The sequence below is a fragment of the Caenispirillum bisanense genome (assembly GCF_900230255.1).
GTDB lineage: Bacteria > Pseudomonadota > Alphaproteobacteria > Rhodospirillales > Rhodospirillaceae > Caenispirillum > Caenispirillum bisanense_A.
The window spans coordinates 49,906-73,586 of the sequence record NZ_OCNJ01000015.1; the positions used below are offsets into that span (position 1 = coordinate 49,906).

The 23,681-nt window shown below is 69.8% G+C and carries 24 protein-coding genes; 9 read left to right on the top strand and 15 right to left on the bottom strand.

Annotation, left to right across the window (positions count from 1 at the left end; genetic code table 11):
* The first annotated feature begins 25 nt into the window (after positions 1 to 25).
* Positions 26 to 1,177: a PQQ-dependent sugar dehydrogenase gene (locus tag CRP50_RS22555; protein WP_097281461.1), complete on the top strand. Its 1,152-nt coding sequence runs from the start codon at positions 26 to 28 to the stop codon at positions 1,175 to 1,177.
* Here the strand turns inward: CRP50_RS22555 and CRP50_RS22560 are convergent.
* The 6 genes from CRP50_RS22560 to CRP50_RS22585 all read right to left on the bottom strand — a co-directional run bounded on the left by CRP50_RS22560 (position 1,152) and on the right by CRP50_RS22585 (position 6,827).
* Entirely contained in the window at positions 1,152 to 2,063 is a 912-nt protein-coding gene (locus CRP50_RS22560) for a nitrilase-related carbon-nitrogen hydrolase (RefSeq protein WP_097281462.1), read from the bottom strand. The two genes, CRP50_RS22555 and CRP50_RS22560, sit on opposite strands and share 26 nt — an antisense overlap.
* Before the next feature lie 85 nt (positions 2,064 to 2,148).
* Complete coding sequence (locus CRP50_RS22565; protein WP_097281463.1) at positions 2,149 to 3,204, bottom strand: extracellular solute-binding protein; 1,056 nt, start codon at positions 3,202 to 3,204, stop codon at positions 2,149 to 2,151.
* Positions 3,205 to 3,253: 49 nt separating this feature from the next.
* Positions 3,254 to 4,045: an ABC transporter permease gene (locus tag CRP50_RS22570; protein WP_097281464.1), complete on the bottom strand. Its 792-nt coding sequence runs from the start codon at positions 4,043 to 4,045 to the stop codon at positions 3,254 to 3,256.
* Between the two features lie 17 nt (positions 4,046 to 4,062).
* Entirely contained in the window at positions 4,063 to 4,956 is an 894-nt protein-coding gene (locus CRP50_RS22575; RefSeq protein ID WP_097281465.1) for an ABC transporter permease, read from the bottom strand.
* A 3-nt stretch (positions 4,957 to 4,959) separates the two neighbouring features.
* Positions 4,960 to 6,102 carry an ABC transporter ATP-binding protein gene (locus CRP50_RS22580; protein ID WP_245913632.1) on the bottom strand — a complete coding sequence of 381 codons (1,143 nt, stop codon included), beginning with the start codon at positions 6,100 to 6,102 and terminating at the stop codon, positions 4,960 to 4,962.
* 335 nt (positions 6,103 to 6,437) lie between these two features.
* Positions 6,438 to 6,827 carry a tautomerase family protein gene (locus CRP50_RS22585; RefSeq protein ID WP_097281466.1) on the bottom strand — a complete coding sequence of 130 codons (390 nt, stop codon included), beginning with the start codon at positions 6,825 to 6,827 and terminating at the stop codon, positions 6,438 to 6,440.
* A 103-nt stretch (positions 6,828 to 6,930) separates the two neighbouring features.
* On the opposite strand from CRP50_RS22585, the gene CRP50_RS22590 reads away from it, so the two are divergent.
* Complete coding sequence (locus CRP50_RS22590) at positions 6,931 to 7,821, top strand: LysR substrate-binding domain-containing protein (RefSeq protein WP_097281467.1); 891 nt, start codon at positions 6,931 to 6,933, stop codon at positions 7,819 to 7,821.
* Here the strand turns inward: CRP50_RS22590 and CRP50_RS22595 are convergent.
* From CRP50_RS22595 to CRP50_RS22610, 4 genes are all read right to left on the bottom strand, one after another.
* Positions 7,796 to 8,392 (bottom strand): sensor histidine kinase, encoded by a 597-nt coding sequence (locus tag CRP50_RS22595; protein WP_097281468.1) that lies wholly within the window; start codon positions 8,390 to 8,392, stop codon positions 7,796 to 7,798. The genes CRP50_RS22590 and CRP50_RS22595 overlap by 26 nt on opposite strands.
* Positions 8,393 to 8,470: 78 nt before the next feature.
* Positions 8,471 to 9,868: an NAD(P)(+) transhydrogenase (Re/Si-specific) subunit beta gene (locus CRP50_RS22600; protein ID WP_097281469.1), complete on the bottom strand. Its 1,398-nt coding sequence runs from the start codon at positions 9,866 to 9,868 to the stop codon at positions 8,471 to 8,473.
* Positions 9,869 to 9,884: 16 nt separating this feature from the next.
* Positions 9,885 to 10,307, bottom strand: a complete 423-nt coding sequence (locus CRP50_RS22605) for an NAD(P) transhydrogenase subunit alpha (RefSeq protein ID WP_097281470.1) — start codon at positions 10,305 to 10,307, stop codon at positions 9,885 to 9,887.
* Positions 10,307 to 11,473, bottom strand: a complete 1,167-nt coding sequence (locus tag CRP50_RS22610; protein ID WP_097281471.1) for a Re/Si-specific NAD(P)(+) transhydrogenase subunit alpha — start codon at positions 11,471 to 11,473, stop codon at positions 10,307 to 10,309. The genes CRP50_RS22605 and CRP50_RS22610 overlap by 1 nt, the downstream gene beginning before the upstream one ends.
* A gap of 301 nt (positions 11,474 to 11,774) precedes the next feature.
* Between CRP50_RS22610 and CRP50_RS22615 the strand changes: the two genes are divergently transcribed.
* The gene (locus CRP50_RS22615) at positions 11,775 to 13,079 is read left to right on the top strand and encodes a hydroxyacid-oxoacid transhydrogenase (protein WP_097281472.1); all 1,305 of its coding nucleotides are present in this window, start codon (positions 11,775 to 11,777) and stop codon (positions 13,077 to 13,079) included.
* Here CRP50_RS22615 and CRP50_RS22620 read toward each other — a convergent pair.
* From CRP50_RS22620 to CRP50_RS22630, 3 genes are all read right to left on the bottom strand, one after another.
* Entirely contained in the window at positions 13,070 to 14,122 is a 1,053-nt protein-coding gene (locus CRP50_RS22620) for a metal-dependent hydrolase (protein WP_097281473.1), read from the bottom strand. The two genes, CRP50_RS22615 and CRP50_RS22620, sit on opposite strands and share 10 nt — an antisense overlap.
* A gap of 148 nt (positions 14,123 to 14,270) precedes the next feature.
* On the bottom strand, positions 14,271 to 15,842 hold the full coding sequence (locus tag CRP50_RS22625) for an alkaline phosphatase D family protein (protein ID WP_097281474.1): 1,572 nt from the start codon (positions 15,840 to 15,842) through the stop codon (positions 14,271 to 14,273).
* A 146-nt stretch (positions 15,843 to 15,988) separates the two neighbouring features.
* Positions 15,989 to 16,636, bottom strand: coding sequence for a Crp/Fnr family transcriptional regulator (locus CRP50_RS22630; RefSeq protein WP_322090862.1), 648 nt, complete (start codon positions 16,634 to 16,636; stop codon positions 15,989 to 15,991).
* Between the two features lie 177 nt (positions 16,637 to 16,813).
* On the opposite strand from CRP50_RS22630, the gene CRP50_RS22635 reads away from it, so the two are divergent.
* Genes CRP50_RS22635 through CRP50_RS22650 form a run of 4 tightly spaced genes read left to right on the top strand, consistent with a single transcriptional unit; the run spans position 16,814 to position 19,949 of the window.
* Positions 16,814 to 17,419, top strand: a complete 606-nt coding sequence (locus CRP50_RS22635) for an ATP-binding cassette domain-containing protein (RefSeq protein WP_245913636.1) — start codon at positions 16,814 to 16,816, stop codon at positions 17,417 to 17,419.
* Positions 17,416 to 18,222: an ABC transporter permease gene (locus tag CRP50_RS22640; RefSeq protein WP_097281475.1), complete on the top strand. Its 807-nt coding sequence runs from the start codon at positions 17,416 to 17,418 to the stop codon at positions 18,220 to 18,222. Before CRP50_RS22635 ends, CRP50_RS22640 begins: the two co-directional genes overlap by 4 nt.
* A gap of 42 nt (positions 18,223 to 18,264) precedes the next feature.
* Positions 18,265 to 18,960 carry a haloacid dehalogenase type II gene (locus tag CRP50_RS22645; protein WP_245913638.1) on the top strand — a complete coding sequence of 232 codons (696 nt, stop codon included), beginning with the start codon at positions 18,265 to 18,267 and terminating at the stop codon, positions 18,958 to 18,960.
* Positions 18,957 to 19,949, top strand: a complete 993-nt coding sequence (locus CRP50_RS22650) for a threonine/serine dehydratase (RefSeq protein ID WP_097281476.1) — start codon at positions 18,957 to 18,959, stop codon at positions 19,947 to 19,949. The genes CRP50_RS22645 and CRP50_RS22650 overlap by 4 nt, the downstream gene beginning before the upstream one ends.
* A 342-nt stretch (positions 19,950 to 20,291) precedes the next feature.
* Here CRP50_RS22650 and CRP50_RS22655 read toward each other — a convergent pair whose 3' ends face one another.
* A complete protein-coding gene (locus CRP50_RS22655; protein WP_245913639.1) occupies positions 20,292 to 20,705 on the bottom strand; it encodes a bactofilin family protein in 414 nt (137 codons plus the stop codon).
* A gap of 37 nt (positions 20,706 to 20,742) precedes the next feature.
* The gene (locus CRP50_RS26230) at positions 20,743 to 22,200 is read right to left on the bottom strand and encodes a peptidoglycan DD-metalloendopeptidase family protein (protein WP_097281478.1); all 1,458 of its coding nucleotides are present in this window, start codon (positions 22,198 to 22,200) and stop codon (positions 20,743 to 20,745) included.
* Between the two features lie 409 nt (positions 22,201 to 22,609).
* On the opposite strand from CRP50_RS26230, the gene CRP50_RS22665 reads away from it, so the two are divergent.
* The gene (locus CRP50_RS22665; protein ID WP_245913641.1) at positions 22,610 to 23,068 is read left to right on the top strand and encodes a phosphatidylglycerophosphatase A; all 459 of its coding nucleotides are present in this window, start codon (positions 22,610 to 22,612) and stop codon (positions 23,066 to 23,068) included.
* A gap of 4 nt (positions 23,069 to 23,072) precedes the next feature.
* Positions 23,073 to 23,591: a CinA family protein gene (locus CRP50_RS22670; protein WP_097281480.1), complete on the top strand. Its 519-nt coding sequence runs from the start codon at positions 23,073 to 23,075 to the stop codon at positions 23,589 to 23,591.
* Positions 23,592 to 23,681: the final 90 nt, after the last annotated feature.

A 23,681-nucleotide genomic window follows, 5' to 3' on the forward strand; every position in this document is an offset into this window, starting at 1 on the left:
AGACCCCCGACGAGGAGGACCCGCCATGCCCCGCTCCACCCTCGCGGCCTGCGCCGCCGCCGCCATCCTGGCCTCCGGTCCGGCCGCGGCGCAGAAACCGGACGTCGGCGGGCCGGAGGTGGAGCTGCAGACCTCCGCCGGGCCCATCCAGGTGAAGACGGTGGCCGAGGGGCTCGCCCGCCCCTGGGGCATGGACTTCCTGCCCGACGGCCGCGTGCTGGTGACCGAGCGGCCGGGGCGCCTGCGCATCGTCGGCCCCGACGGCAGCCTGTCGGAGCCCGTACAGGGCACGCCGGAGGTCTTCTCGCAGGGCCAGGGCGGGCTGCTCGACGTGCGCGTCCACCCGGACTTCGCCGAAACGGGCTGGGTCTACCTGACCTTCGCGGAACCCGGCGAGGGCGGCACCGCCTCCACTGCCGTCGCCCGCGGCAAGCTGGAGGGCGAAACGCTGACCGACGTGGAGGTCATCTTCCGCCAGGAGCCCAAGGTCGACGGCGGCAACCACTTCGGCTCGCGCATGGTCTTCACGCCCGACGGCAAGCTGTTCGTGGGGCTCGGGGAGCGGTTCAAGTTCCAGCCGGCGCAGGACCTGTCCAACCACCTCGGCACCGTGGTGCGGCTGAACGCCGACGGCAGCGTGCCCGACGACAACCCCTTCGTCGGCCGCCAGGACGCCAAACCCGAGATCTGGTCCTACGGCCACCGCAACATCCAGGGCGGCGCCCTCAACCCGGAGACGGGCGAGCCGTGGTTCCACGAACACGGCCCGCGCGGCGGCGACGAGATCAACATCCCGGAAGCCGGCAAGAACTACGGCTGGCCCGTGGTCAGCTGGGGCCGTCACTATTCCGGCGACCCCATCCCCGACCCGCCGACCCGGCCCGAATTCGCCGATGCCGTGTTCCAGTGGACGCCGGTCATCGCCGCCTCGGGCATGGACTTCTACACCGGCGACCGCTTCGCCGACTGGCAGGGCGACCTTCTGGTGGGCGGCCTCGTGTCCCGCAGCGTGGTGCGGCTCGACGTGAACGCCCGCGAGGTCACCGAGGCCGAGCGCCTGCCCATCGGCGAGCGCGTGCGCGACGTTCAGACAGGGCCGCAGGGCGACGTCTGGGTGCTCACCGATGAGGACAACGGCAAGCTGCTGCGCCTCACGCCCGCAGCGACCGGGCAGTGAGGCTCGCCGCGTCGTACATGCCCCGCCATACGGCTGCGGTGCCGTCGCGCTTCATGGCGCGCAGCGTCTGCACCGGCAGCGGCGGACTGATCCACAGCGGCCCCTCGTCGGGGGCGGTGCCGCGCGGCGGCAGCGGCGTGCCCCAGACGCCGATATGGCCGAGGTCCTTCTCGCACGGCACATAGGCCGCCGCGCCCGAAGTGTTGAGATCGGCGCCGTGGCAGAAGCCGGAGCAGTCGCCGATGGTGCCGACGGCGGCGACGCAGCAGAACAGCTCCACCGCGCGCGCCTTGGCGCAGTCGAACACGCGGTGATAGCCGGCGAGCGTGGTGGTCATGGACGGCACCAGGATCACGTCGGGCTCCAGCTTGCCCAGTTCCACCGCCACGGCCGGCTGTTCGATGTCGAGGCAGATGACGACCGCCCAGCGCACGCCCTTCCACTCGAACACCGTCACCGAGGAGCCCTTGGCGAGGTTCCAGCAGGCTTCGTCCTGCTCGTCGGGCGTCAGGGTCAGCTTGTCGTGGATCATCTCCGCCCCGCCCGGCAGCAGGGTGACGGCACGGTTGGCGTAGCCGCCGCCCTCGGCCGGCAGGGGGATGGAGCCGGCGAGCAGCGCGACGCCGTGGCGCTCCACCAGCGGCCGCAGGGCGTCGAGCATGGCCGGCGCCTGCTCCGCCATCCACGGGATCTCGGCCGTCGGCGCCAGTTTTTCCGGCAGCACCGACAGCCACTGCGCGCAGGCGTATTCCGGCAGCGCCAGGATGTCGGCGCCCGCCTTGGCCGCCTCGGCGAGCCTACCGTCGACCATGGCGATCCAGTCCTCCAGGCGGGCGAGACGGCGGCCGACGTTCACGGGCCACAGGGCGACGACGGGATCGGGCATGGGAACTCTCCGGCAGCGGGGGCATGAAAACGACGACGGCCGCCGCCGGTGAGGGCGGCGGCCGGGTCTTAGGCGGGACCGACGATCAGCTCTTCAGCTTGGTCCAGATGCGGTCGCGCAGGTCCTGCGCCGGCTTGGCGCAATCCTCGGCGGCACGCAGGCGGTCGGAGTACTCGTCCGGCATGTTGACGGCCGGGTCCTTCGCCAGTTTCTCCTCCAGGAAGGCGTCGGAGCCGGCGATGGCGTTCATGTAGCCGGTGAAGTTGGACGCTTCGGCGGCGTTCTTCGGGTCCATCATCCAGTTGAGGAATTCCTTGGCTTCCTCGACGTTCTTGGCGCCCTTCGGGATGGCGAAGTTGTCGGCCCAGAACGGCAGGCCTTCCTTCGGGTAGACGTAGACCACCGACGGCCGCTCCATCTTGGTGCGGTGGGCGGCTCCGTTCCACTGCTGGTGCATGATGACCTCGCCGGCGATCATGCGCTCGATGGTGCCGTCCGACTGGTACATGGCGAGGTAGGGCTTCTGCTTGGTCAGCAGGTCGAGCACCGTCTGCGCCTTCTTCGGGTCCTCGAAGCAGCGCTCGTAGCCGAGGTAGAAGGCGGCCGAGGAGATCACGTCGTTCATGTCGTTGAGCGCGACGATCTGGCCCTTCAGCTCCTCGCGCGGCTCGAAGAATTCCTTCCAGCTTTCGGCCACGTCACCCTTCACGCGCTCCTTGTCGTAGGAGAACCCGGTGGTGCCCCACATGTAGGGCACGGAATACTCGCGGTTCGGATCCCACGACGGATTGCGGAAGACTTCCTTGACGTTCTTGAAGTTCTCCATGGTGGAGCTGTCGAGCTTCTGGATCAGCCCGCCTTCCACCATGCGCGGGATGATGTAGTCGGTCGGCACGACGATGTCGTAGCCGGTGGCGCCCGCCTGCAGCTTCGCCAGCATGGTCTCGTTGCTGTCGTAGACGTCGAGCGTGACCTTGATGCCGGTTTCCTGCTCGAACCGCTTCAGAAGCTCCGGCGGGATGTAGTTGGACCAGTTGTAGAGGAACAGTTCGCGCGCTTCCGCGGCGGACCCGCCGCCGAAGGCGACGACCGCGGCGACGGCGGCGGCCGTCAGTCCCATGCGCAACGTCCGGGTGACCATGGCAATGCCTCCTTGTCCTTGGGCTTTGGCGTGTTCTCGTTGTCTTCAATCAGGCGGCGCCGCGCCGACCCGCCCACCAGGTGAGCAGCGTCGACAGCGACACGAACAGCAGCGACACGATCAGCATGAGCGAGGAGATGGCGTTGACCTCCGGGCTGATGCCGATGCGGATGGCGCCGAAGATGTAGACGGGCAGCGTGGTGGCGCCGGCGCCGGCCACGAAGTAGGTGATGACGAAATCGTCGAGCGAGATGATGAAGGCCAGCATGGCGCCGGCCAGGATACCCGGCCACAGGAGCGGCAGGGTGACGCGCAGGAAGGTGCGCATCTCGTCGGCGTAGAGGTCGGCCGCCGCCTCGCCGAGCCGCGGGTCCATGCCCTCGATGCGGGCGCGGATGGGCAGGTAGGCGAAGGGGATGCAGAACACCGTGTGGGCGACCACCACCGTCAGCAGACCGAGGTCGAAGCCGACCAGGATGAAGAACAGCAGCGACGCGACCGCCGTCACGATCTCCGGCACCACCAGCGGCATGGCGAGCACGCCGGAGACCGCCGTCTGCCCCTTGAACCGCCGCCGCGCCATGCCGAGGGCGGCGAAGGTGGCGGCGCAGGTGGCGATCACCGTCGCCCACAGCGCCACGATGAGCGAGTTCTTGGCGGCGTTCAGGATGTCGCCGTTGTTCATCACCTGGACGTACCAGTCGGTGGTGAAGCCGGTCCAGATGGTCGCCGAGCGGTTCTCGTTGAAGGACAGCGCGATCAGGATGACGATCGGCAGGTAGAGGTAGAGGAAGAAGACCCAGGTCGCGAAGCGCGTGCCGGGGAAGCGGCGGATGTCCATGGTGTCGTCCTCTCCCCTTATTCCGGCAGCTTGCGGAAGCGCAACAGATAGACCAGCATCGCCAGCAGCACGAAGGCGAGCAGCGTGAAGGCCAGCGCCGAGCCCAGCGGCCAGTTGCGCGAGGCGCCGAACTGCAGCTGGATGAGGTTGCCGATCATCAGCTCCTTCGATCCGCCCAGCAGTTCCGGCGTCACGTAGGCGCCGAGGCAGGGGATGAAGACCAGCGTGCAGCCGGCGGCGATGCCCGGCAGGCTGAGCGGCACCACCACCCGGCGCAGCGCCTGCAGGCGCGTGGCGTAGAGGTCGTAGGCGGCCTCCACCAGCCGGAAGTCCAGCTTCTCCAGGCTCGCGTAGATCGGCAGCACCATGAACGGCAGATAGCTGTAGGTCAGGCCGATGGCGATGGCGGCGGGCGTGTAGAGGATGGAGATACTCTGGTCCGTCAGCCCCAGCCCTTGCGCCCACTGGTCGATCAGGCCGTTGGTGCGCAGCAGCAGGATCCAGGCGTAGTTGCGCACCAGCAGGTTGGTCCAGAACGGAATGGTGACCAGGAACACCAGCAGCTTGCGCCGCGACGGCGGCTGCAGCGCGATGTAGAGCGCCACCGGGAAGCCAACCGCCAGCGCGATCACCGTCGTCAGCAGCGACAGCAGGAAGGACCGCAGGTAGATGCTGACGTAGTCGGTGTTGACCACCAGGTTGTCGAGGAAGTCGCGCTCGAAGAAGAAGCCGACGTAGGCCTCCACCGTGTACTGGTCCCAGATGACGCCGCCGTACTGGCCGCGCTCCAGGAACGACACGTAGGCCATGAGGCCGAGCGGCAGCAGCATGAAGACGACGACGATGGCGACCGCAGGGCCGATGAGCAGGAGCCTCTGGAGGCGGGGCGAGCGGCGGATGGCCTCCAGCATGGCTCAGTCCCTCAGAACCGACAGGCCGTCGGGCGGGAAGCCGACGCGCACGCGGGCCCCCTGGCCGAAGGTCGGGCTCGACTGGTCGCGGTTCTGCACGCGCGCCACCAGCGGGTCCGGCAGGCCGTCGACCCGCAGGTGATAGGTGGTGTCTGTGCCGAAGTAGATGATGTTCTCGACGGTCGCACCCAGGGTATCGGGGCTCGCCGCCTCGCCGGGGTGCAGGAACACCCGCTCGGGGCGGACGGCGAGCGTCACCGTCTCGCCCTCGGCATGGCCCTGGGCGCTGGCGAGCGGCACGGCGGCCTCGCCGATGCGGGCGACGCCGCCCGGCTCCAGCCGGCCCTTCAGGAAGTTGGTCTCGCCGATGAAGTCCGCGACGAAGCGCACCTGCGGCCGCTGGTAGATTTCCTGCGGCGGCCCGATCTGCAGCACCTTGCCGTCCTTCATGACGGCGATGCGGTCGGACATGGTGAGCGCCTCTTCCTGGTCGTGCGTCACGAACACGAAGGTGATGCCGGTGTCGCGCTGCAGGCGTTTCAACTCGATCTGCATGCCCTTGCGCAGCTTGAGGTCGAGCGCCGACAGCGGCTCGTCGAGCAGCAACACCTTGGGATGCGGCGCGAGCGCCCGGGCCAGCGCCACGCGCTGCTGCTGACCGCCCGACAATTGCGCCGGCATGCGGCGATGCATGCCCGACAGGTGCACCAGCGCCAGCATCTCGTCGACGCGGGCGGCGATTTCGTCCTTGCCGAGTCCCGACTTCTCCAGGCCGAAGGCGACGTTGTGCGCCACCGTCATGTGGGGGAACAGGGCGTAGTTCTGGAACACCGTGTTTATGGGCCGGCGGAAGGGCGGCTGGCCGGTGATGTCGACCCCGTCGAGGACCACGCGGCCCGAGGTCGGCTGCTCAAACCCGGCGATGGTGCGCAGGAGCGTCGTCTTGCCGCAGCCCGAGGGGCCGAGCAGGGTGAAGAACTCGTTCGGTGCGATGCGGATGGACACGTCGTCCAGCGCCCGCACCGGCGCCTCGCCGGCCGAGGCGTAAACCTTCACCGCATTCTCGATGACGATGCGGGCGTCCTTGGGCGCGGCGGCGCTCGTCGGGGCGTCGGCCGCCGGGGCGAGTGTGGAGGCCTCCATCATGCCGGCCCCCGCGAGTCGCGGCGGTCATGGAAACATGGGGAACCCAAGGCGCAAGATCCGACCATTCGCACGGTGCCTCCCAGCGGGCCGGCGCCGTCTGCCCGTCGGCGCCCCCGTCAAAGATCCTTTACGGCCCGGCACCGACGACAGCCTCCCAGAGCCGCGGTGCGGGTGCGCCACCCCCTGCCCGCCGCGCCGGGCTTTCCGCCCGATTATCGCGCCCCGGCAAGGGATCGGGAGGACGGAGCGACGCCCCGCCTCCCGATAAAAAGACTAGAGGCACCGCTGCGGGGTGCGCAAGATATTTAACGCACCACCCCCGTCGGTCATGCGGCTTATTGCGCCGCGGCCCGATCGGCCTGGGTGCGTCCGCCCCAGCCCCAGGCATCCGCCGCCACCTCGTTCAGCACCACATAGGTGGCGGGCGCGACGTGCGGCAGAACTCGACGCACCGCGGCGTCCATTCTGGCAATGAAATCAGCCTTTTCGGCTGGTGTGTTGGTGCCTTGCGTGATGAAGGCTTCGACCACCGCCGCCTGCGGCTGGAAGGCGTCGCCGACGGTCCAGATGCGCTCGGCGTCGGGCACCTCGGTCACCAGCACCGACGTCAGGTCAGGCCGCTTGCCGAGCGCCTCCGCCATGAGGGTGGTGGCGACGCGAGCCAGCGCCGCGCGGTCGTCGGGCGTGATGCCGTGGGCACCGAGGGTGATGCGGACGAAAGGCATGGCGGGTTCTCCTGCGGGTTCGAATAGTCTACCGCAGCCAGCTTCGCCCGTGGCGGGTCATTCGGGAAATTGATAGATTTAAAGACCCTATTGAGGAGCCTGGATGATGCCCGACGCGCCCCTGCTGCCGAGCGATCTGCTGCGCACCTTCGTCGCCGTGGTGGACGATGGCGGCATGTCGGCGGCCGGCCTGCGGGTCGGACGCAGCCAGTCGGCGGTGAGCCTGCAGGTGAAGCGGCTGGAGGAAATGGTCGGCGCGGCGCTGTTCCGCCGCGACTCCCGCGACCTCGCCCTCACGCCCGCCGGCGACACCCTGCTGCCCTATGCCCGCCGTCTTCTGGCGCTCAACGAGCAGGCTCTGGCCGCCTTGGCGCCGGCGCGGCTGACGGGGGTCGTGCGTCTGGGGGTGGTGCAGGATTTCGCCGAGACGGCGCTCGCCGGCGTCCTCGCCCGCTTTGCCGAGGCCCATCCCAATGTGGTGCTGGAGACCCGCGTCGGGCCGTCGTCGGCGCTGCGGGATGCCGTCGCCCACGCTGGCCTCGACGTCTGTCTGGCCATAGGCTCGGCGGAGGGTGCCGCGGCGGCGCGTACCGTGCCCATGGTCTGGCTGGCGGCGGACCGGGTACCGAGTGCCCTGCCTGTCCCGCTGCCGCTCGCCCTGCTCGACCCGCCGTGCAGCTACCGCCGGGCGGCGCTGGAGGTGCTGGAGTCGGCGGGCGTCGCCCATCGCATCGCCTATGCCGGCCCCAGCCTGTCGGCGGTTCTGGCGGCGGTGCGGGCGGGGCTGGCGGTGACGGTGCGGACGGCGGACCTCGCCGGCCGCGGCCTCGTCGCGCTCGCGCCCGGAGAGGCGGCGGCGCGCGGGTTGCCAGCCCTGCCCGCCGTCACGCACGCCTTGCACGTGCGCCCCGACGCGGGGCCAGCGGCGCGGCGGCTGGGCACCGTGATGGCCGAGGTCTTGGCGGCGCCTACCGCGCCGGCCATTCCAGGGTGACGGTGCCGCCGTCCGTCGCGAGGCGGCCCTTCACCTGCCGCATGAGGCTTTCGGCGATGCGCAGGCCGAGGCCGTCGCCCCGGCCGCCCGCCTCGGGCACGCCGGTGCCGCCGTCGCGGATGGCCACCCGCCACACGCCGGCCTCCGCCAGCGCTTCCATGCGCACGTGGATGGGCGGGCCGCCGTGCTGCACGGCGTTCATGAGGACCTCGGTGATGGCGACGCCGGCCGGAATGGCCTGATCGAGGGGGATTTCCGCCGGCACGAGGTCGAGCGTCACCTCGGGTGCCATGTCGGGCTCCGTCTGGCGGCGGGCTTCCTCGCTCATGTCGCCGATGTAGGCGGCGAAGTCCACCACCAGGGTCACGCCGTCCTCGCCCACCACGCGCGCCAGGGCATAGGCGGCGGCGGCGGCGGACATGCGCACTTCCAGGCGGGCGAGCGCGTCACGGGCGTCCGGGGTTTCCTTGCGCATCTGCAGGCGCAACAGGCTGAGAAGCATCTGCATGGTGTTGCCGATGCGGTGCCGCGTCTCGCGGTAGAGAGCTTCCCAGTCCGTGTCCTGCGTCATTGCGACTCCAACCGAAACAAAAAAATGAAGGGCGAGATCCGGAGACCTCGCCCTTTCGGAGTGTATCAGCACGGAGCGTCAGGACAAGGCCTGCACGATCTCCTCGGTCATCTTCTTCGCGTCACCGAACAGCATCATGGTGTTGTCGCGGAAGAACAGCTCGTTGTCGACGCCGGCGTAGCCCGACGCCATGGAGCGCTTGATGAACAGCACCGTCTTGGCCTTCTCGACGTCGAGCACCGGCATGCCGTAGATGGGGCTCTGCGGGTCGGTCTTGGCGGCCGGGTTGGTGACGTCGTTGGCGCCGATGACGTAGGCGACGTCGGCCGTGGTGAACTCGTGGTTGATCTCCTCGAGCTCGAAGACCTCGTCGTACGGCACGTTGGCTTCCGCCAGCAGCACGTTCATGTGGCCCGGCATGCGGCCCGCCACCGGGTGGATGGCATAGCGCACCTCGACGCCCTCGGCCTTCAGGATGTCGGCCATTTCGCGCACGGCGTGCTGCGCCTGGGCGACCGCCATGCCGTAGCCGGGGACGATGATGACCTTGCTCGCGTTCTTCATGATGAAGGCCGCGTCGTCGGCCGAGCCCGCCTTGACGCCGCGATCCCCGCCCGGACCGCCGGCCGCCGCCGCGGCGCTGTCGCCGCCGAAGCCGCCGAGGATCACGTTGATGATCGAGCGGTTCATGCCCTTGCACATGATGTAGGACAGGATCGCACCCGAGGCACCGACCAGCGCGCCGGTGATGACCAGCGTCGAGTTGCCGAGCGTGAAGCCGATGCCGGCCGCCGCCCAGCCCGAGTAGCTGTTCAGCATGGACACGATGACCGGCATGTCGGCGCCGCCGATGGGCAGGATCAGCAGGAAGCCGAGCGCGAAGGCCAGCACCACGATCAGCCCGAAAGCGGCGTAGGAGCCGGTGGCGGCGAACCAGATCACCAGCAGGATCACCGCGATGCCCAGCACCGCGTTCAGCGGGTGCTGCATGGGGAAGACCAGCGGCTTGCCGGTCACCAGGCCCTGCAGCTTTGCGAAGGCGACGATGGAGCCGGTGAAGGTGATGGCACCGACGGCCGTGCCGATGGACATCTCGATCAGCGAGCCGGCGCCGATGTCGCCGGCGTGGCCGATGCCGTAAGCTTCCGGGTTGAACAGCGCCGCGGCGGCCACCAGCACGGCGGCCAGGCCGACCAGCGAGTGGAACGCCGCCACCAGCTGCGGCAGGGCCGTCATCTGGATGCGCAGGGCGATGATCGTGCCGATGGACCCGCCGACGATGATGCCGAGCACGATCCACACGTAGCTCTGCACCACCGGCGAGAACAGGGTGGTGATGATGGCGATGGCCATGCCGACCATGCCGAAGATGTTGCCCTGGCGGGCGGTTTCCGGGCTCGACAGCCCGCGCAGCGCCAGGATGAAGAGGACCGACGCCAACAGGTAGGCGAGGATCGTGAAGCTTTCGACAGCCATGATTGCGCAGCCCCCCTTACTTCTGCTTCTTCTTGAACATGGACAGCATGCGCTGGGTGACCACGAAGCCGCCGAAGATGTTCACGCTGGCCAGCACCACGGCGAAGAAGCCGAGCACCTTGGACCCCGAGAAGGCGTCCGGACCGGCGGCCAGCATGGCGCCGACGATGATCACCGACGACACGGCGTTGGTCACCGCCATGAGCGGCGAATGCAGGGCCGGCGTGACACGCCAGACCACGTAGTAGCCGACGAAGACGGCCAGCACGAAGACCGTCAGCAGCCAGTAGAACTCGCTCGGCGCGCCGGCGGCGGCCGTGGCGGCGTCCTGGCCCATCTGGGCGACGGCGGCGGCCACCATCTTGGCGTTGAGCGCCAGCGCCTCGGCCTGTTCGGCCAGAAGCTGGGCGGCGGTCGCGACCTTGTCCTGTTCTTCCATCACTGGCCTCCCTCGGCTTCGGCCTTCTTCAGCATGGGGTGGACGATCTGCCCGTCACGGGTCACCAGGGTGCCCTTGATCAGGTCGTCGTCCCAGTTGATGGCGAGCGCCTTCTTGTCCTTGTCGACCTGCGGCGTCAGGAAGTTCAGCAGGTTCTTGGCGAACAGCAGGCTCGCGTCCGACGCCAGGCGCGCCGGCATGTTGGTGTGGCCGATGAGGGTCACGCCGTGCTTCACCACCACCTGGTCGGGCTCGGTCAGCTCGCAGTTGCCGCCGGCTTCCGCCGCCAGGTCGACGATGACGGAGCCCGGCTTCATGGTCTCCACCTGCGCCGCCGTGATGAGCGTCGGCGCCTTGCGGCCGGGGATGAGGGCCGTGGTGATGACCATGTCGGCCTTGGTCAGGTGCTCGCCGACGATCTTCTTCTGCTTCTCGAAGTACTCGGGCGGCATTTCCTTGGCGTAGCCGCCGGCCGTCTCGGCTTCCTTCTCCATGGCCTCGTCGACCACGACGAACTTGCCGCCGAGCGACTGCACCTGCTCCTTGGTAGCCGGGCGCACGTCGGTCGCGAACACTACCGCCCCCAGACGCTTGGCGGTCGCCACGGCCTGCAGGCCGGCGACGCCGGCGCCGAAGATCAGCACGCGGGCGGGCGGCACGGTGCCGGCCGCCGTCATCATCATGGGCATGGCACGGTTGAAGGTCGCCGCCGCCTCGATGACCGCCTTGTAGCCCGCCAGGTTGTTCTGCGAGCTGAGGATGTCCATGGACTGGGCGCGCGTGATGCGCGGCATCAGTTCCATGGCGAAGGAGGTGATCTTGCGGGCGGCCAGGGCTTCCACCAGGGCAGGCTCGGTCAGCGCCTTCAGGCTGCCGACCAGGATGGCGCCTTCCTTGTACTGGCCGACCTCGTCGGTGCCTTCCTCGGCGGTGAGCGGGCGCTGCACCTTGAAGATGACGTCGGCGTCGCCCACCGCCTCGGCGGCGGACGGGGCGATCTTGGCACCGGCTTCGGTGAAGGCGGCATCGGTGAAGGCGGCACCGTCGCCGGCGCCGGTCTCGACCACCACGTCGAAGCCGAGGCCGACGAGCTTCTTGACCGTGTCGGGCGAGGCCGCGACGCGGTGCTCGCCCGCGCGCCGCTCCTTCGGTATGGCGATTTTCATTTGGTTTATCCCCTTACTTTTGCCTGTGCCGCGCCTGCTCGATGAGGCAAACACCATGGCGTCTCGCGGTGCACCATGCAAGCGCCTTTGCCGTTTCACGGCCTCCCATGCCCGCGCCGCGCCTAGCTTATTAGGATTTCATCATACTATAAACCCACCCCTTCGGGCCGGTGCGCGGCCCCTCGGGCAGGGGGTGCCCTTACCTGCCCAGAATACTCGGTCTTTGCGGCGAATCCCTTTGACGGCGGCCCGTCCGGCCCCGACACTTGCGGCAATGAAACCACCACCGGGAGGACCCTTCATGGCCGAGACCACCGCCGGGCTGCCGCCGCGCGAGACCATCTTCACCGTCGACCCCGTGCCGCTGAAGTACGGCCACGGGGCGCTGGCGGAACTGGGCGCCGACGCCAAGGCCATGGGCATGACGCGGGTGGCCCTGTTCACCGACCGCACCGTCGCCGCCCTGCCCTGCCTCGCCACGGCGCGCGAGTCGCTCCGGGCCGCCGGTCTCGACGTGGTGGTCTACGATGCGGTGAAGGTGGAGCCGACCGACCGCTCCTTCGCCGAGGCGGCGGCCTTCGCGCAGGAGGCCAAGGTGGACGGTTTCGTGTCCATCGGCGGCGGATCGGTCATGGACACGGCCAAGGCGGCCAACCTGCTGTCGACCTGGCCGGACGACCTGCTGGCCTATGTCAACGCGCCCATCGGCCAGGCCAAGCCGGTGCCGGGGCCGCTCAAGCCGCACATCGCCTGTCCGACCACCAGCGGCACGGGCAGCGAGACGACGGGTGTGGCCATCTTCGATCTGACCGACCGGCAGCTCAAGACCGGCATATCCAACAAGCTTCTGAAGCCGCGGCTGGCGGTGGTGGATCCGACCACCACCTACACCCTACCCGCCGGAGTGGTCGCGGCCACCGGCTTCGACGTGCTGACCCATGCCATCGAGAGCTACACGGCCCGCCTGTTCACCACCCGCGACCGCCCGGCGGCGCCGCATCTGCGCCCGCCGTACCAGGGTGCGAATCCGTGGAGCGACGGCGGGGCGCTGGAAGCCATCCGCCTCGGCGGGCGCTACCTGGAACGGGCGGTCGCCGACCCCTCCGACCACGAGGCGCACGACTTCCTCACCTTCGCAGCGACCCTGGCGGGCATGAGCTTCGGCAATGCCGGCGTCCACATCCCCCACGCCATGAGCTACGCCGTCGCCGGCCTGAACCACGAGTACCGCGCCAGGGGCTACGAATCGGCGCCCGGCGGCATGGTGCCGCACGGCATCTCGGTGGTGGTGAACGCCCCCGCCGCCTTCCGCTTCACCGCCGAGGCCGACCCCGAGCGCCACCTGACCGCGGCGGCCGCCCTCGGCGCCGACGTCCACGACGCCGGTCCGGCCGAAGCGGGCGAGGTGCTTGCGGGTCGCCTTGCGGAGATGATGAAGGCGACCGGCATCCCCAACGGCCTCTCCGAGATCGGCTATTCCGACACCGACATCCCCGCCCTGGTGAAGAGCGCCTGGCCGCAGCAGCGCCTGCTGGTCCAGGCCCCCAAGCCGGTGAGCGAGGACGACCTCGCCGACCTGTTCCGCGCCGCCATGCGCTACTGGTGAGGCCCGAAGGTCCCACCGAACACCTTGATCCACAACGTCCGCAGGCCCGCCTCGTCGGCCTGCGGGCGGCGGCTGAAGACCTCCGGTCCCTCCAGCAGGCGGCCCGAGGCGTCGACCACGGCGCGGATGCCCCAGAAGCCCAGCTCCGTGCCGCCGAACATGCCGTAGCGGTAATCGAGCGCCCGCACGGTCGCGGTGCCGTCGGCGGCCGGTTCCACCTGCCAGAACACGTTGTCCATGGCGAACCAGCGCAGGATCGCCGCCTGCTCCGTCTCCGCCACGGCGCGCGCCTCGGGCGGCAGGCCGTTGCGCGGGAACTCGGCCCAGGCGATCTGCCGCGGGTCGAGGACGGAGTAGAAGCCCACCCGCACCGCATCGGGCGTCTCGGCCACCACGCGGCGCAGCCAGGGCTGGAACAGCGTCGGATAGGCGGTCACCTCCGCCGGCGTGGAAAGCTGTTGTTTCGCAACGGCTTCCACCCGCTCGTTGACGCTCCAGCCGAGCAGCGTCCAGCCGGTGATGAACAGCAGCGCCAGGGCAGCCGACACCTGCGCCGCCAGCACCCGCCGCTTCGCCACGATCCCCACCACCAGCGCCGCCACCAGGGCGAGGCTGTAGACCGGGTCGATGATGGGCATGGCGTCGATGGCGAAGCGATGGCGCGAGAACGGCGCCAGCAGTTGCGTGCCGTAGCTGGTGAAGACGTCGATGATCGGGTGGGTGATCAGCGCCGCGACCGTCAGCCACACCCAGGCCTGCAGCACCTGCGGGTCGGGCCGGCGGTCGGGCTCGCGCCGGCGCCACCACAGCCACAGGCCGAACGCCAGCAGGAGGCCGATGGTCGGCCCGAAGAGCAGGGAATGGGTGACGCCGCGGTGGTGCACCCAGTTGGCGAAGGGTCCGGCGAACCACCCGGCGGCGACGTCGAGGTCGGGCACGAGGGCGATGAGCGCTCCGGCCGCCAGGGCCTTGCGGCCGAGGCGGCGACGGAAGCCGACCTGCGCCACGGTGGCGCCGAACAGCATTTGTGTGACGGTATCCATGCCGCACAGGTAAGGCCGACGGGCTACTTCTTCCAGAGCCGAAATGCGAACGGGCGCCCGGCCGAAGCTCCGGGCGCCCTCCGCACGGCCTCCGCCCCCTGCGACGCGACTGGGGGAAGGTGGAGGCGGCGGCCGCGTTCCGTCGTCGTCAGACGCGGCCTTCCGGCATGAGCGTCGTCGACCACAGGGCGGTGCCGTTCAGGTCCTTCAGGGTCACCGTCAGCGCCTCGCTCTCGCCGTCGATGGCGGCGTGGCCGTAGAACTGCAACCCTTCCTTGGGCGACAGGTTGGCGCGGCCTTCGGGCGACTTCACGTACACGACCTCGGGGCCGAAGGTGTCGTCCATGTCGCCGGGGCCGAACGAGCCGGCGTTGAGCGGGCCGGAAACGAATTCCCAGAACGGCTTGAAATCCTTGAACTGCGCCTTGGCCGGGTCGTAGTGATGGGCCGCCGTGTAGTGAACGTCGGCGGTAACCCAGACGGTGTTCTGCACGTCGTTGTCGCGGATGAAGCGCAGCAGGTCGGCGAACTCGTGCTCGCGGCCGCGCACCGGGCCGTTGCCATTGGCGCCGTTCTCGAAGGCGGTCTTGCCGTCGCGCACGATGATGCCGATGGGCATGTCGGCGGCGATGACCTTCCAGGTGGCGCGCGAGCCCAGCAGCGCCTGCTTCAACCAGCGCATCTGCTCGGCGCCCAGGAAGGCCGTGGCGTCGCTGGCCTGCGCCTGATCGTTGGCGCCGTTGTCGCCGCGGTAGCTGCGCATGTCGAGAAAGAACACGTCGAGCAGCGGGCCGTATTCCACCTTGCGGTAGATGCGTTCCGGGTCGTTGGCGATCTGGCGGGTCGGGAAGTACTCGTGGAAGGCGCGGTTGGCGCGGGCGGCCAGCAGGGCGACGGACTTCTCGGTATATTCCTCGCGGTCGAGGATTTCCGCCGGGTACCAGTTGTTCACCGTCTCGTGGTCGTCCCACTGGGCGAACACCGGCACCTCGGCATTCATGGCGCGCACGTTGGCGTCCATGAGGTTGTAGCGGAAGTTGCCGCGGAACTCGGCCAGCGTCTCGGCGACCTTGGCCTTCTCGGGGATGACGACGTTCTTCCAGATCGACCCGTCAGGCAGGGTCACTTCCGGCTTGATAGGGCCGTCGGCATAGATGGTGTCGCCGGAGTGGATGAAAAAGTCCGGCGCATCGCGGTGCATGGCGCCGTAGATCTTCATGCCGCCGAAGTCTTCGTTGATGCCCCAGCCCTGGCCGGCGGTATCGCCCGACCAGGTGAAGCTGACGGAGCGGCGGTCGGCCGGGGCGGTGCGGAAGCGGCCCGTCACCGGCTCGCTCACCGCCTTGTCGTCGGCGAGGCTGGCGAAGGCGACGCGGTAATGGATCTGCTCGCCCGCCGGCAGGCCGGTGAGGTCGAGCTTGGCGGTGTAGTCGGTGACGTCGAGCGCCGCCGGGCCGACGATGCGGCGGGCGTTGCGGAAGCTCTCGTCGGTGGCCCATTCGACGATCATGCGCGACGGCCGGTCGGCGCGCGACCACACCATGCCGGAGGTGCGGGTCACGTCGCCGGTCTGAACGCCGTGGGCGATCTCCGGCCGGCCGGTACGGGCGAGAGCCGGGGCGGCGAGGCCCGGGGCGAGCAGCAGGGCGGAGGACGCGAGCGACCCGCGCAGGACGGAGCGGCGGCTGACGCCACCGGTGGGGCGGAGGACGATGCTCATGGCCGATGTGTCCCGTGATCTTGGAGGCGAGGAAGCGGGATCCGGCAAACGCCGGGCGTGCATCTCCTACCACCGGGCAGGGTCTTGCGGCGTGAAACTCCGGTTGTCGTTTTGTTGAGATTGTAAGGACGTATTTCGACTGCGGGTTATTCGCCGGCGGTGTGGCGCAGGGCATCCAGGTCGCAGCGGAAGCGGTTGGTCTTGCCCTCGGTCACGATGCCGCCGCGCTTGAACTCGGCCACCACCCGGCTCGCCGTTTCGGTGGTGACGCCGAGCATGGCGCCCAGGTCCTCACGGCTGAACAGCTCCACCTCCGGCGCCCCGGTGCAGGCGGGTTCCACCTCCGCCAGATGGAGGAACAGGCGGGCGACGCGCGAGCGGGCGGAGCCGGTGGACAGGCCGGTCAGCCACTCGTCGGCCTGCTTGACGTTGTTGTGCCAGCGCTTCATGAGCTGGGTGTGCAGCCGGGGCGTTTCCACCGACAGGCGGCTGACCACGTCGCGCGGCAAGCGGCACACCAGGGCCGGGCGCAGCACCACGGCGGCATGCTCGTAAGCCTCGCCCAGCAGCACTTCGAGCCCGGCCGTATCGCCCCGGCGCAGCAGGCGGACGATGCGCTGGCTGCCGTCGGGCAGGTACTGCACCAGTTTCACGAGGCCCGAGCGCACGGTGAACAGGGCCGTGCCCTCGTCGCCGGCGTGGTAGAGGGTGGCGCCGGGGTCGTACTGCAGTTCGTCGATGGGCAGGTGGATGAGGTCGAAGTCCTCCGGTCGCAGGTCCGCGAACAGCGCCATGTCCCGGATCGTGCAGCCTTCACACTCCGCCTGGCCCCGCCAGGCGGCATCGATGCGACTCTTCTTCACCACGGCCTCGCGTCTGGACGGCCTTGCGGCGGCCGTCGTCTTTTTCGGTCAGACACTTTAGGATCAATCCGCGAACGCGAAAAGGGACAACACCTGCAAGGCCTTGCCGTGACGTTGCTGCTCGCCGTGGAAGGGCTCCGCCGCCCGCCCCTGCCCGTCCTGTCCCTCGCCGTGGCGGCCGGGGAGTGCGTCGCCGTCACCGGCCCTTCCGGGGCGGGCAAGTCGCTGCTGCTGCGGGCCATCGCCGACCTCGACCCCAACGACGGGCGGGTGAGCCTGGCAGGCACCGATCGCGCCGCCCTGCCCGCCCCCGAATGGCGCCAGCGCGTCGCCTATGTGGCGGCGGAGAGCGGCTGGTGGGCGCCGACCGTCGCCGACCACATGGCGGGCCCGCCCGACCGCCTGGCGACCCTGCTGGCGGCCGTCGGTCTGCCCGAGGCCGGCGGCTGGCCCGTCGCCCGGCTGTCGAGCGGCGAGCGCCAGCGCCTCGCCCTGGTGCGCGCCCTGACGCGGCGGCCGGAAGTGCTGCTGCTCGACGAACCCACCGCCAACCTCGACGCCGCCGCCACCGAGTCGGTGGAGGCCCTGGTGCGGCAGGCCCTCGCCGAGGGCTGCGGCGTCCTGCTGGCGAGCCACGACCGTAACCAGGTGCGCCGCCTCGCCGGCCGCGAACTGGCCTTCCGCGACGGCGCCCTGACGGAGGTGCGGCCATGACACCCGGCAACGGAACGCTCGACTGGATCGACCTCGCCGTCTCGGCCCTGCTCATCGTGCTGGCCGGCGGCGTGTCGCTCGCCTGGGGGCTCGGCATCCACCGCCGGCTCGGCGTCGCGGCGGTGCGATCGGTGGTGCAGTTGCTGCTGCTGGCGCTGATTCTGGAGTGGCTGTTCGCCCATGCCTCGCCCTGGCTGACGGCGGGCGCCGCGGTGCTGATGCTGGGCTTCGCCGCGCGAGAGATCTTCGGGCGTCAGGACCGCCGGCTGACCGGCGGCTGGGCGTGGGGCGCCGGCGGGCTTGCCATCACGCTGGCCGCCAGCGCAGTCACCCTGTTCGCCCTCGCCGGCCCGGTACGCCCCGACCCGTGGTACGACCCGCGCTACGCCATCCCGCTGCTCGGCATGATCCTCGGCAACGTCATGACCGGCATCGCCGTCGGCCTGAACACCCTGACGGCCACCGTCGCCCGCGACCGGGCAGCGGTGGAGGCGCGGCTGGCCCTCGGCGAGACGCGGTGGAGCGCCCTCGGCGACACCCTGCGCCATGCCCTGCGCACCGGCCTCATCGGCATCATCAACAGCATGTCGGCCGCCGGCATCGTGTTCATTCCCGGCATGATGACCGGCCAGATCCTCGCCGGCCAGCCACCCGAGGAGGCGGCCCGCTGGCAGATCCTCATCCTCTTCCTCATCGCCGGCGCGACCGCCGTCGGCACCGTCGCCGCCGTCATGCTGGCCGCCTGGCGCCTCACCGACGACCGCCACCGGCTGCGGCTGGACCGCCTGAGCGACTCCCGCTAGGCTCTTCGAAAGACCGACGAAAACACTGGGAGGTTTCGCCGCATGTCCGCCCCCTCCATGCCCATCCCCGCCGGCGCCTGCGTGTTCGACGCCTACGGCACCCTGTTCGACGTCGCCGCGGCCGCCCGCCACCTGCAGGACCGCCTGGGCGACCAATGGGCGCCGCTGGCCGCCCTGTGGCGGCAGAAGCAGCTGGAATACACCTGGCTGCGCAGCCTGATGGGGCGCTACGCCGACTTCTGGCAGGTCACCGGCGAGGCCCTGCGGTTCACCCTGGACACCCTGAAGCTGGAGGACGAGGCGCTCTACGCCGCCCTCATGGACCTCTACCTGCGTCTCGACGCCTACCCGGAAGTGCCTGGAATGCTGAAGGCTTTGCAGGCCAAGGGGATCCGCACCGCCATCCTCACCAACGGCTCGCCGGCCATGGTGCAGGCGGCGGTGCGCAATGCGCGGCTCGAAGACCTGCTGGAAGTGGCTCTGTCCGTCGACGAGTTGGCCGTCTACAAACCGGACCCGCGGGTCTACCGCCTCGCCTGCGACCGCCTGGGCCTGCCGGCGGAGAAGATCGTCTTCCTGTCGTCCAATGCCTGGGACGTGGCGGGCGCCGCCTCCTTCGGGTTCCGGGTGGTGTGGGTCAACCGCTTCGGCCAGGCGCCGGAACGGCTGCCCGCCGGGCCGGAGGCGGTCCTGACCACGCTCACGCCCCTTCCCGACCTGGTGACCGCCGCATCATGACCCTGCCGACCTTCGCCGACGTCCAGACCGCCGCCGACCGCCTCGCCGGCGTCGCCGTGCGCACGCCGCTCCTCGAAAGCCCGCTGCTGAACGCCCGTGCCGGCTGCCGGATCCTGGTCAAGGCGGAATGCCTGCAGGTGACCGGCAGCTTCAAGTTCCGCGGCGCCTACAACGCCGTCTCGGCCCTGCCGGAGGCGCAGCGGGCGCGCGGTGTGGTCGCCTTCTCGTCGGGCAACCACGGCCAGGCCGTCGCCGCCGCCGCCCGCATGTACGGCGTGCCGGCGACCATCGTCATGCCGTCCGACGCGCCGGCCATCAAGATCGCCGCCACCAAGGCCCAGGGCGGCCGCGTCGTCACCTACGACCGCTGGACCGAGGACCGCGAGGCCATCGGCAAGGCCCTCGCCGCCGAGACCGGCGCGACGCTGGTGAAGCCCTACGACGAGCCGCTGGTCATCGCCGGCCAGGGCACCATGGCCATGGAACTGGTGGAGCAGGCCCGCGCCCTCGGCGTCGAGACCATCGACCGTGTCATCGTCCCGGTCTCCGGCGGTGGCATGGTGTCGGGCGTCGCCCTCGCCATGGAAGCCCTGAGCCCGGCCACCCGGGTCGCCAGCGCCGAGCCGGCCGGCTTCGACGACATGGCACGCTCCCTCGCCGCCGGCACCCACGTGCGCAACGAGCCCGGCGGCCGTACCCTGTCCGACGCCCTGATGGCGCCGACGCCGGGCGACATCACCTTCCCCATCGCCAAGCGCCTGCTCGACGGCGGCTACGCGGCGACCGACGCCGAGGCCAAGGCGGCCATGGCCATCGCCTTCCACATGCTGAAGCTGGTGGTGGAACCGGGCGGTGCCGTGGCCCTCGCCGCCGTCCTGTCGGGCAAGGTTGACTGCGCCGGCCGCACGGTGGTCGTCATCGCCTCGGGCGGCAACGTCGACCCGGCGGTGTTCACCGAGGCTCTGGCGGAGAACGCCTCGCCGTTCTGAGGCGGAGGGGGGGGGCTTATCCGCGACGTCGCCGGCGGCTGGCATGGGCGCCGCCCTCCACGGCTGCCGCCAGTGGAGCCGTGGATGCCCGGGTCGAGCCCGGGCATGACAATGTGTTGTTACGGTTGGAGAAATTGTCATGGCCGGACTTGATCCGGCCATCCACGGCGTCTCGGACGACGGACATGGGCGCCGCCATCCACGGCGCCTCGGACGGCGGGTATGGGCGCTGCCATCCACGGAAACCGCCGGCGGCGCCGTGGCGGCCCGGCTCGAGACCGGGCGTGACGACACGAGGGCATGGCAGGCCGGCGGCGGCGGGAGAAACCCCGCCCGCACCCCTCAGCCCAGCGCCGTCTCCGGTTCTGCGGCCTTGGCCTTGTCCTCGGGCTCGGCCTTCTTCACGTCGGCGAGCACCAGCGGGGCCGTGGCGGCGCTGATGTCGGGCATGCGGCGGCAGTGGCCTTCCATGAAGGCGCCGGGCTCGATGGCGAGGCTTTCGTGGGTGATGTCGCCCACCATGTGGGCCGTCGCCGCCAGGAACACCGACTTCGCCCGCACTTGACCCGACACCGAGCCGTGGATGCGCACGTCCTCGGCGGTGATTTCGCCGGTGACGCTGCCCTGGCTGCCGATGACGAGGGTGCGGCATTCGATGTCGCCCTCGATGGTGCCGTCCACCTGGATCTCGCCGCGGCTGACGAGGTCGCCGGTGATCGTCAGGTCGGCGCTGACGATGGAGGGCACGGACTTCACGGCGGCGTCGCCGCGGGCATCCCGTGCCGGGGTCTTGCTAGCCTTTGAAAACATCGCTGCCGGCCTTGATGAACTTCAGGGGATCGTGCGGCTCGCCGTTCACCAGCACTTCATAGTGCAGATGCGCGCCGGTGGACCGCCCGCTGTTGCCGAGAAGCCCGACCTCGTCGCCGCGCTCCACCCGCTGGCCCTTCTTGACGGTGATTTTCGCCAGGTGGCCGAACCGGGTGCGGATGCCCATGCCGTGGTCGATCTCGACCAGACGACCATAACGACCGCGCCAGCCGGCGTAAACTACCTTTCCAGGCGCACTCGCCGTCACCGGCGACTTGTAGGCGGCCGCCATGTCGAGGCCTTCGTGCACCGCCCCGCGCCCGTTGATGGGGTCGGCGCGGCGGCCGAACAGAGAGGTGATGCGGTAGTCCTCGACCAGCGGCGCGCTGAGCGGCAGCTGCTGAGCGACGCGGTCCAGGGTGTCCAGGTGGTCGAGCTTCAGCGACACCTTGTCGAGCCCGCGGGTCAGCGGCGTCTGCTTGCTCTCGACCGCGCTGTCGGGGACGAAGGGACCGCCCTGGCCGTAGCGGCGGTTGGTCTTGGCCACCAGGGCGGGCAGGTCGATGCCGGTCTTCGACAGGGTCTTCTCGACCTCGGTGATCTTGTCGGCGGCGATGTCGGAGAAGCGGTTGTAGAGGGCGAGCTGGGTGTTTTCCATGTCGGCGATCTGGCGTTCCAGGTCGCCGATGCGGCTCTTCAGCCCGTCGCGCTCGCCGAGCGCCAGGTCGCGCTGCAGGATGACGCGGCGCAGCTCCACCTCGATGCCGTCCAGATCCGTCGCCACGATTTCCGTGGTCGGCGAGCGGCCGAGGTCGCTCTCGATCATCTGCAGCTCGGCGTAGAGCGACTCGCGCTCGCGGTCGGCGGCGGCACGGCGCAGGCCGACCACGTCGGTCGGATCGATCTCGCCGCCCTCGCCCGCTTCGGCGCCGCTGCGGGCGGCGGAGGCGACCTCGGTCTTCAGCTTCTTGATCTCGCTGGCGAGGTCGGCGCTCTGCTTTTCGATGCGCTCCTTCTCCTCGGCGGTCAGCGCCAGTTCCTCGCGCATGGAGGCGAGGCGCTCGTCCAGCGTCGTGTTCTGGTCCACCAGGGAGACGATGTGGGCGTGGTTGCGTTCCAGGCTGCCGGTGATGGCGCCGATGCGGTCCTTGTACACCGACACCTGCGCGAGCAGGCCCTTGTAGGCGGCGCGGGCGCGGGTCACCTCGGCGTTCTTGGCGGCGATGATCTGGTCGTGCCCGACGACCATGACCGAGGAGAACGCCACCCAGCCACCCAGCGCCACGCCGGCGCAGACGAAGGCCACCTGGCTCACCGTCGACAGCCGCAGGGAGCGTATCTTCTCGCCGGAGCGCAGGATGATCTGACGTTCGGGAAAGGCCCGCCGGATCGCCAGGCGGACCTTGGAGAGATTACGCTGTTGCGGATCGAATTGCGACATGGCCTTCCCGTTGGCAACGTTCTATCCGGCCATTGCGAATGGGCAAGCACCCGACTGCGGCGGTCCCGGCCACACAGGCCACGACCACCCCGGGATGCCCGCCGGCACCGGCAGGTCACCAACAGCAACGTACCCCGGCACCCCCGTGCCGCATCAGGACCGCCCCTCGACCGGACCGCCCTCACGGTCCGGGTACGCATCCGTCGTCCCGGAGACGACGGAGCGTCACTCGACGCGCCCTTCCGAATGCGGCATGGTAGACCACCCTTCGCAAGGCGCCCACACTGTATCCGCCGAAAGTAGAAGGTTGCAAGGAAAACCGCTCACCGCGCCGGACTCCAAGACTTCCATGACTTCCAAGACCGATCCGCTTCACACGCGCGATCCCTCCCTGGCCCCGCGATTACCGTTGCCGTGGCCGCTCACGCTCATCGTCACTTGGTTCGGCGTCGGATTGAGTCCCGTTGCCCCCGGTACCGTCGGGTCCCTGGCCGCCCTGCCCTTCGCCTGGATCATCGCCACCCAGGGCGCGCCCTGGATGCTGCTGCCGGCGGCGGCCGTCGTGTTCCTGATCGGCTGGTGGGCCTCGGACGCCTATTGCCGCCTGGCGGGCCAGAAGGACCCCGGCCGCATCGTCATCGACGAAGTGGCGGCGCAGTGGATCACGCTGTCCGTCGCCCCGCCCGAGGTCGTGCCCTATCTGGTCGGCTTCGTGCTGTTCCGCATCTTCGACATGCTGAAGCCCTGGCCGGTGAGCTGGGCCGACCGCCGCATCGGCGGCGGCTTCGGCGTGATGATCGACGACGTGGTGGCAGCCGTTTACAGCACCGGCCTCCTGTGGCTCTTCCTCACCGTCCTGTGGATCTGACTCGATGACCGATCACGACACGCCCGAGACCTTCGACGTCACCCTGCTCGACGCCGCCACCCGGTTGCTCGACGCCTGCACCGCCCGCGGCTTGCGGATCGCCGCGGCGGAAAGCTGCACCGGCGGCCTGGTCGCCGGTTGCCTGACCTCCATTTCCGGCTGTTCGAGCGTGGTGGAGCGCGGCTTCGTCACCTATTCCAACGAGGCCAAGACAGAGATGCTCGGGGTGCCGGCCGCCCTGATCGAGCGGCTGGGCGCGGTCAGCGGACCGGTGGCGGAGGCCATGGCGGCGGGCGCGGTGGAACGCTCGCGGGCCGACCTCGCGGTGTCCGTCACCGGCGTCGCCGGCCCGACCGGCGGCAGCCCGGAGAAGCCCGTCGGCACGGTGTGGATCGGCGTCTGCCGCCGCGGCCGCCCGCCGCGCGCCGCGCGCTACAGCTTCAACGGCAGCCGCGCCGCCGTCCGCCTGCAGAGCGTCGCCGCCGCCCTCGCCGTGCTGCAGGAAGAGGCGGAGGCCGACTAGGCCGTAGACTCATAAGCTCTTGCACCAGAGCCTGGCTGCCACGAGCTTTACGGCTGCGAGGTAGTTCTCCGGGCGCTTGTCATAGCGCGT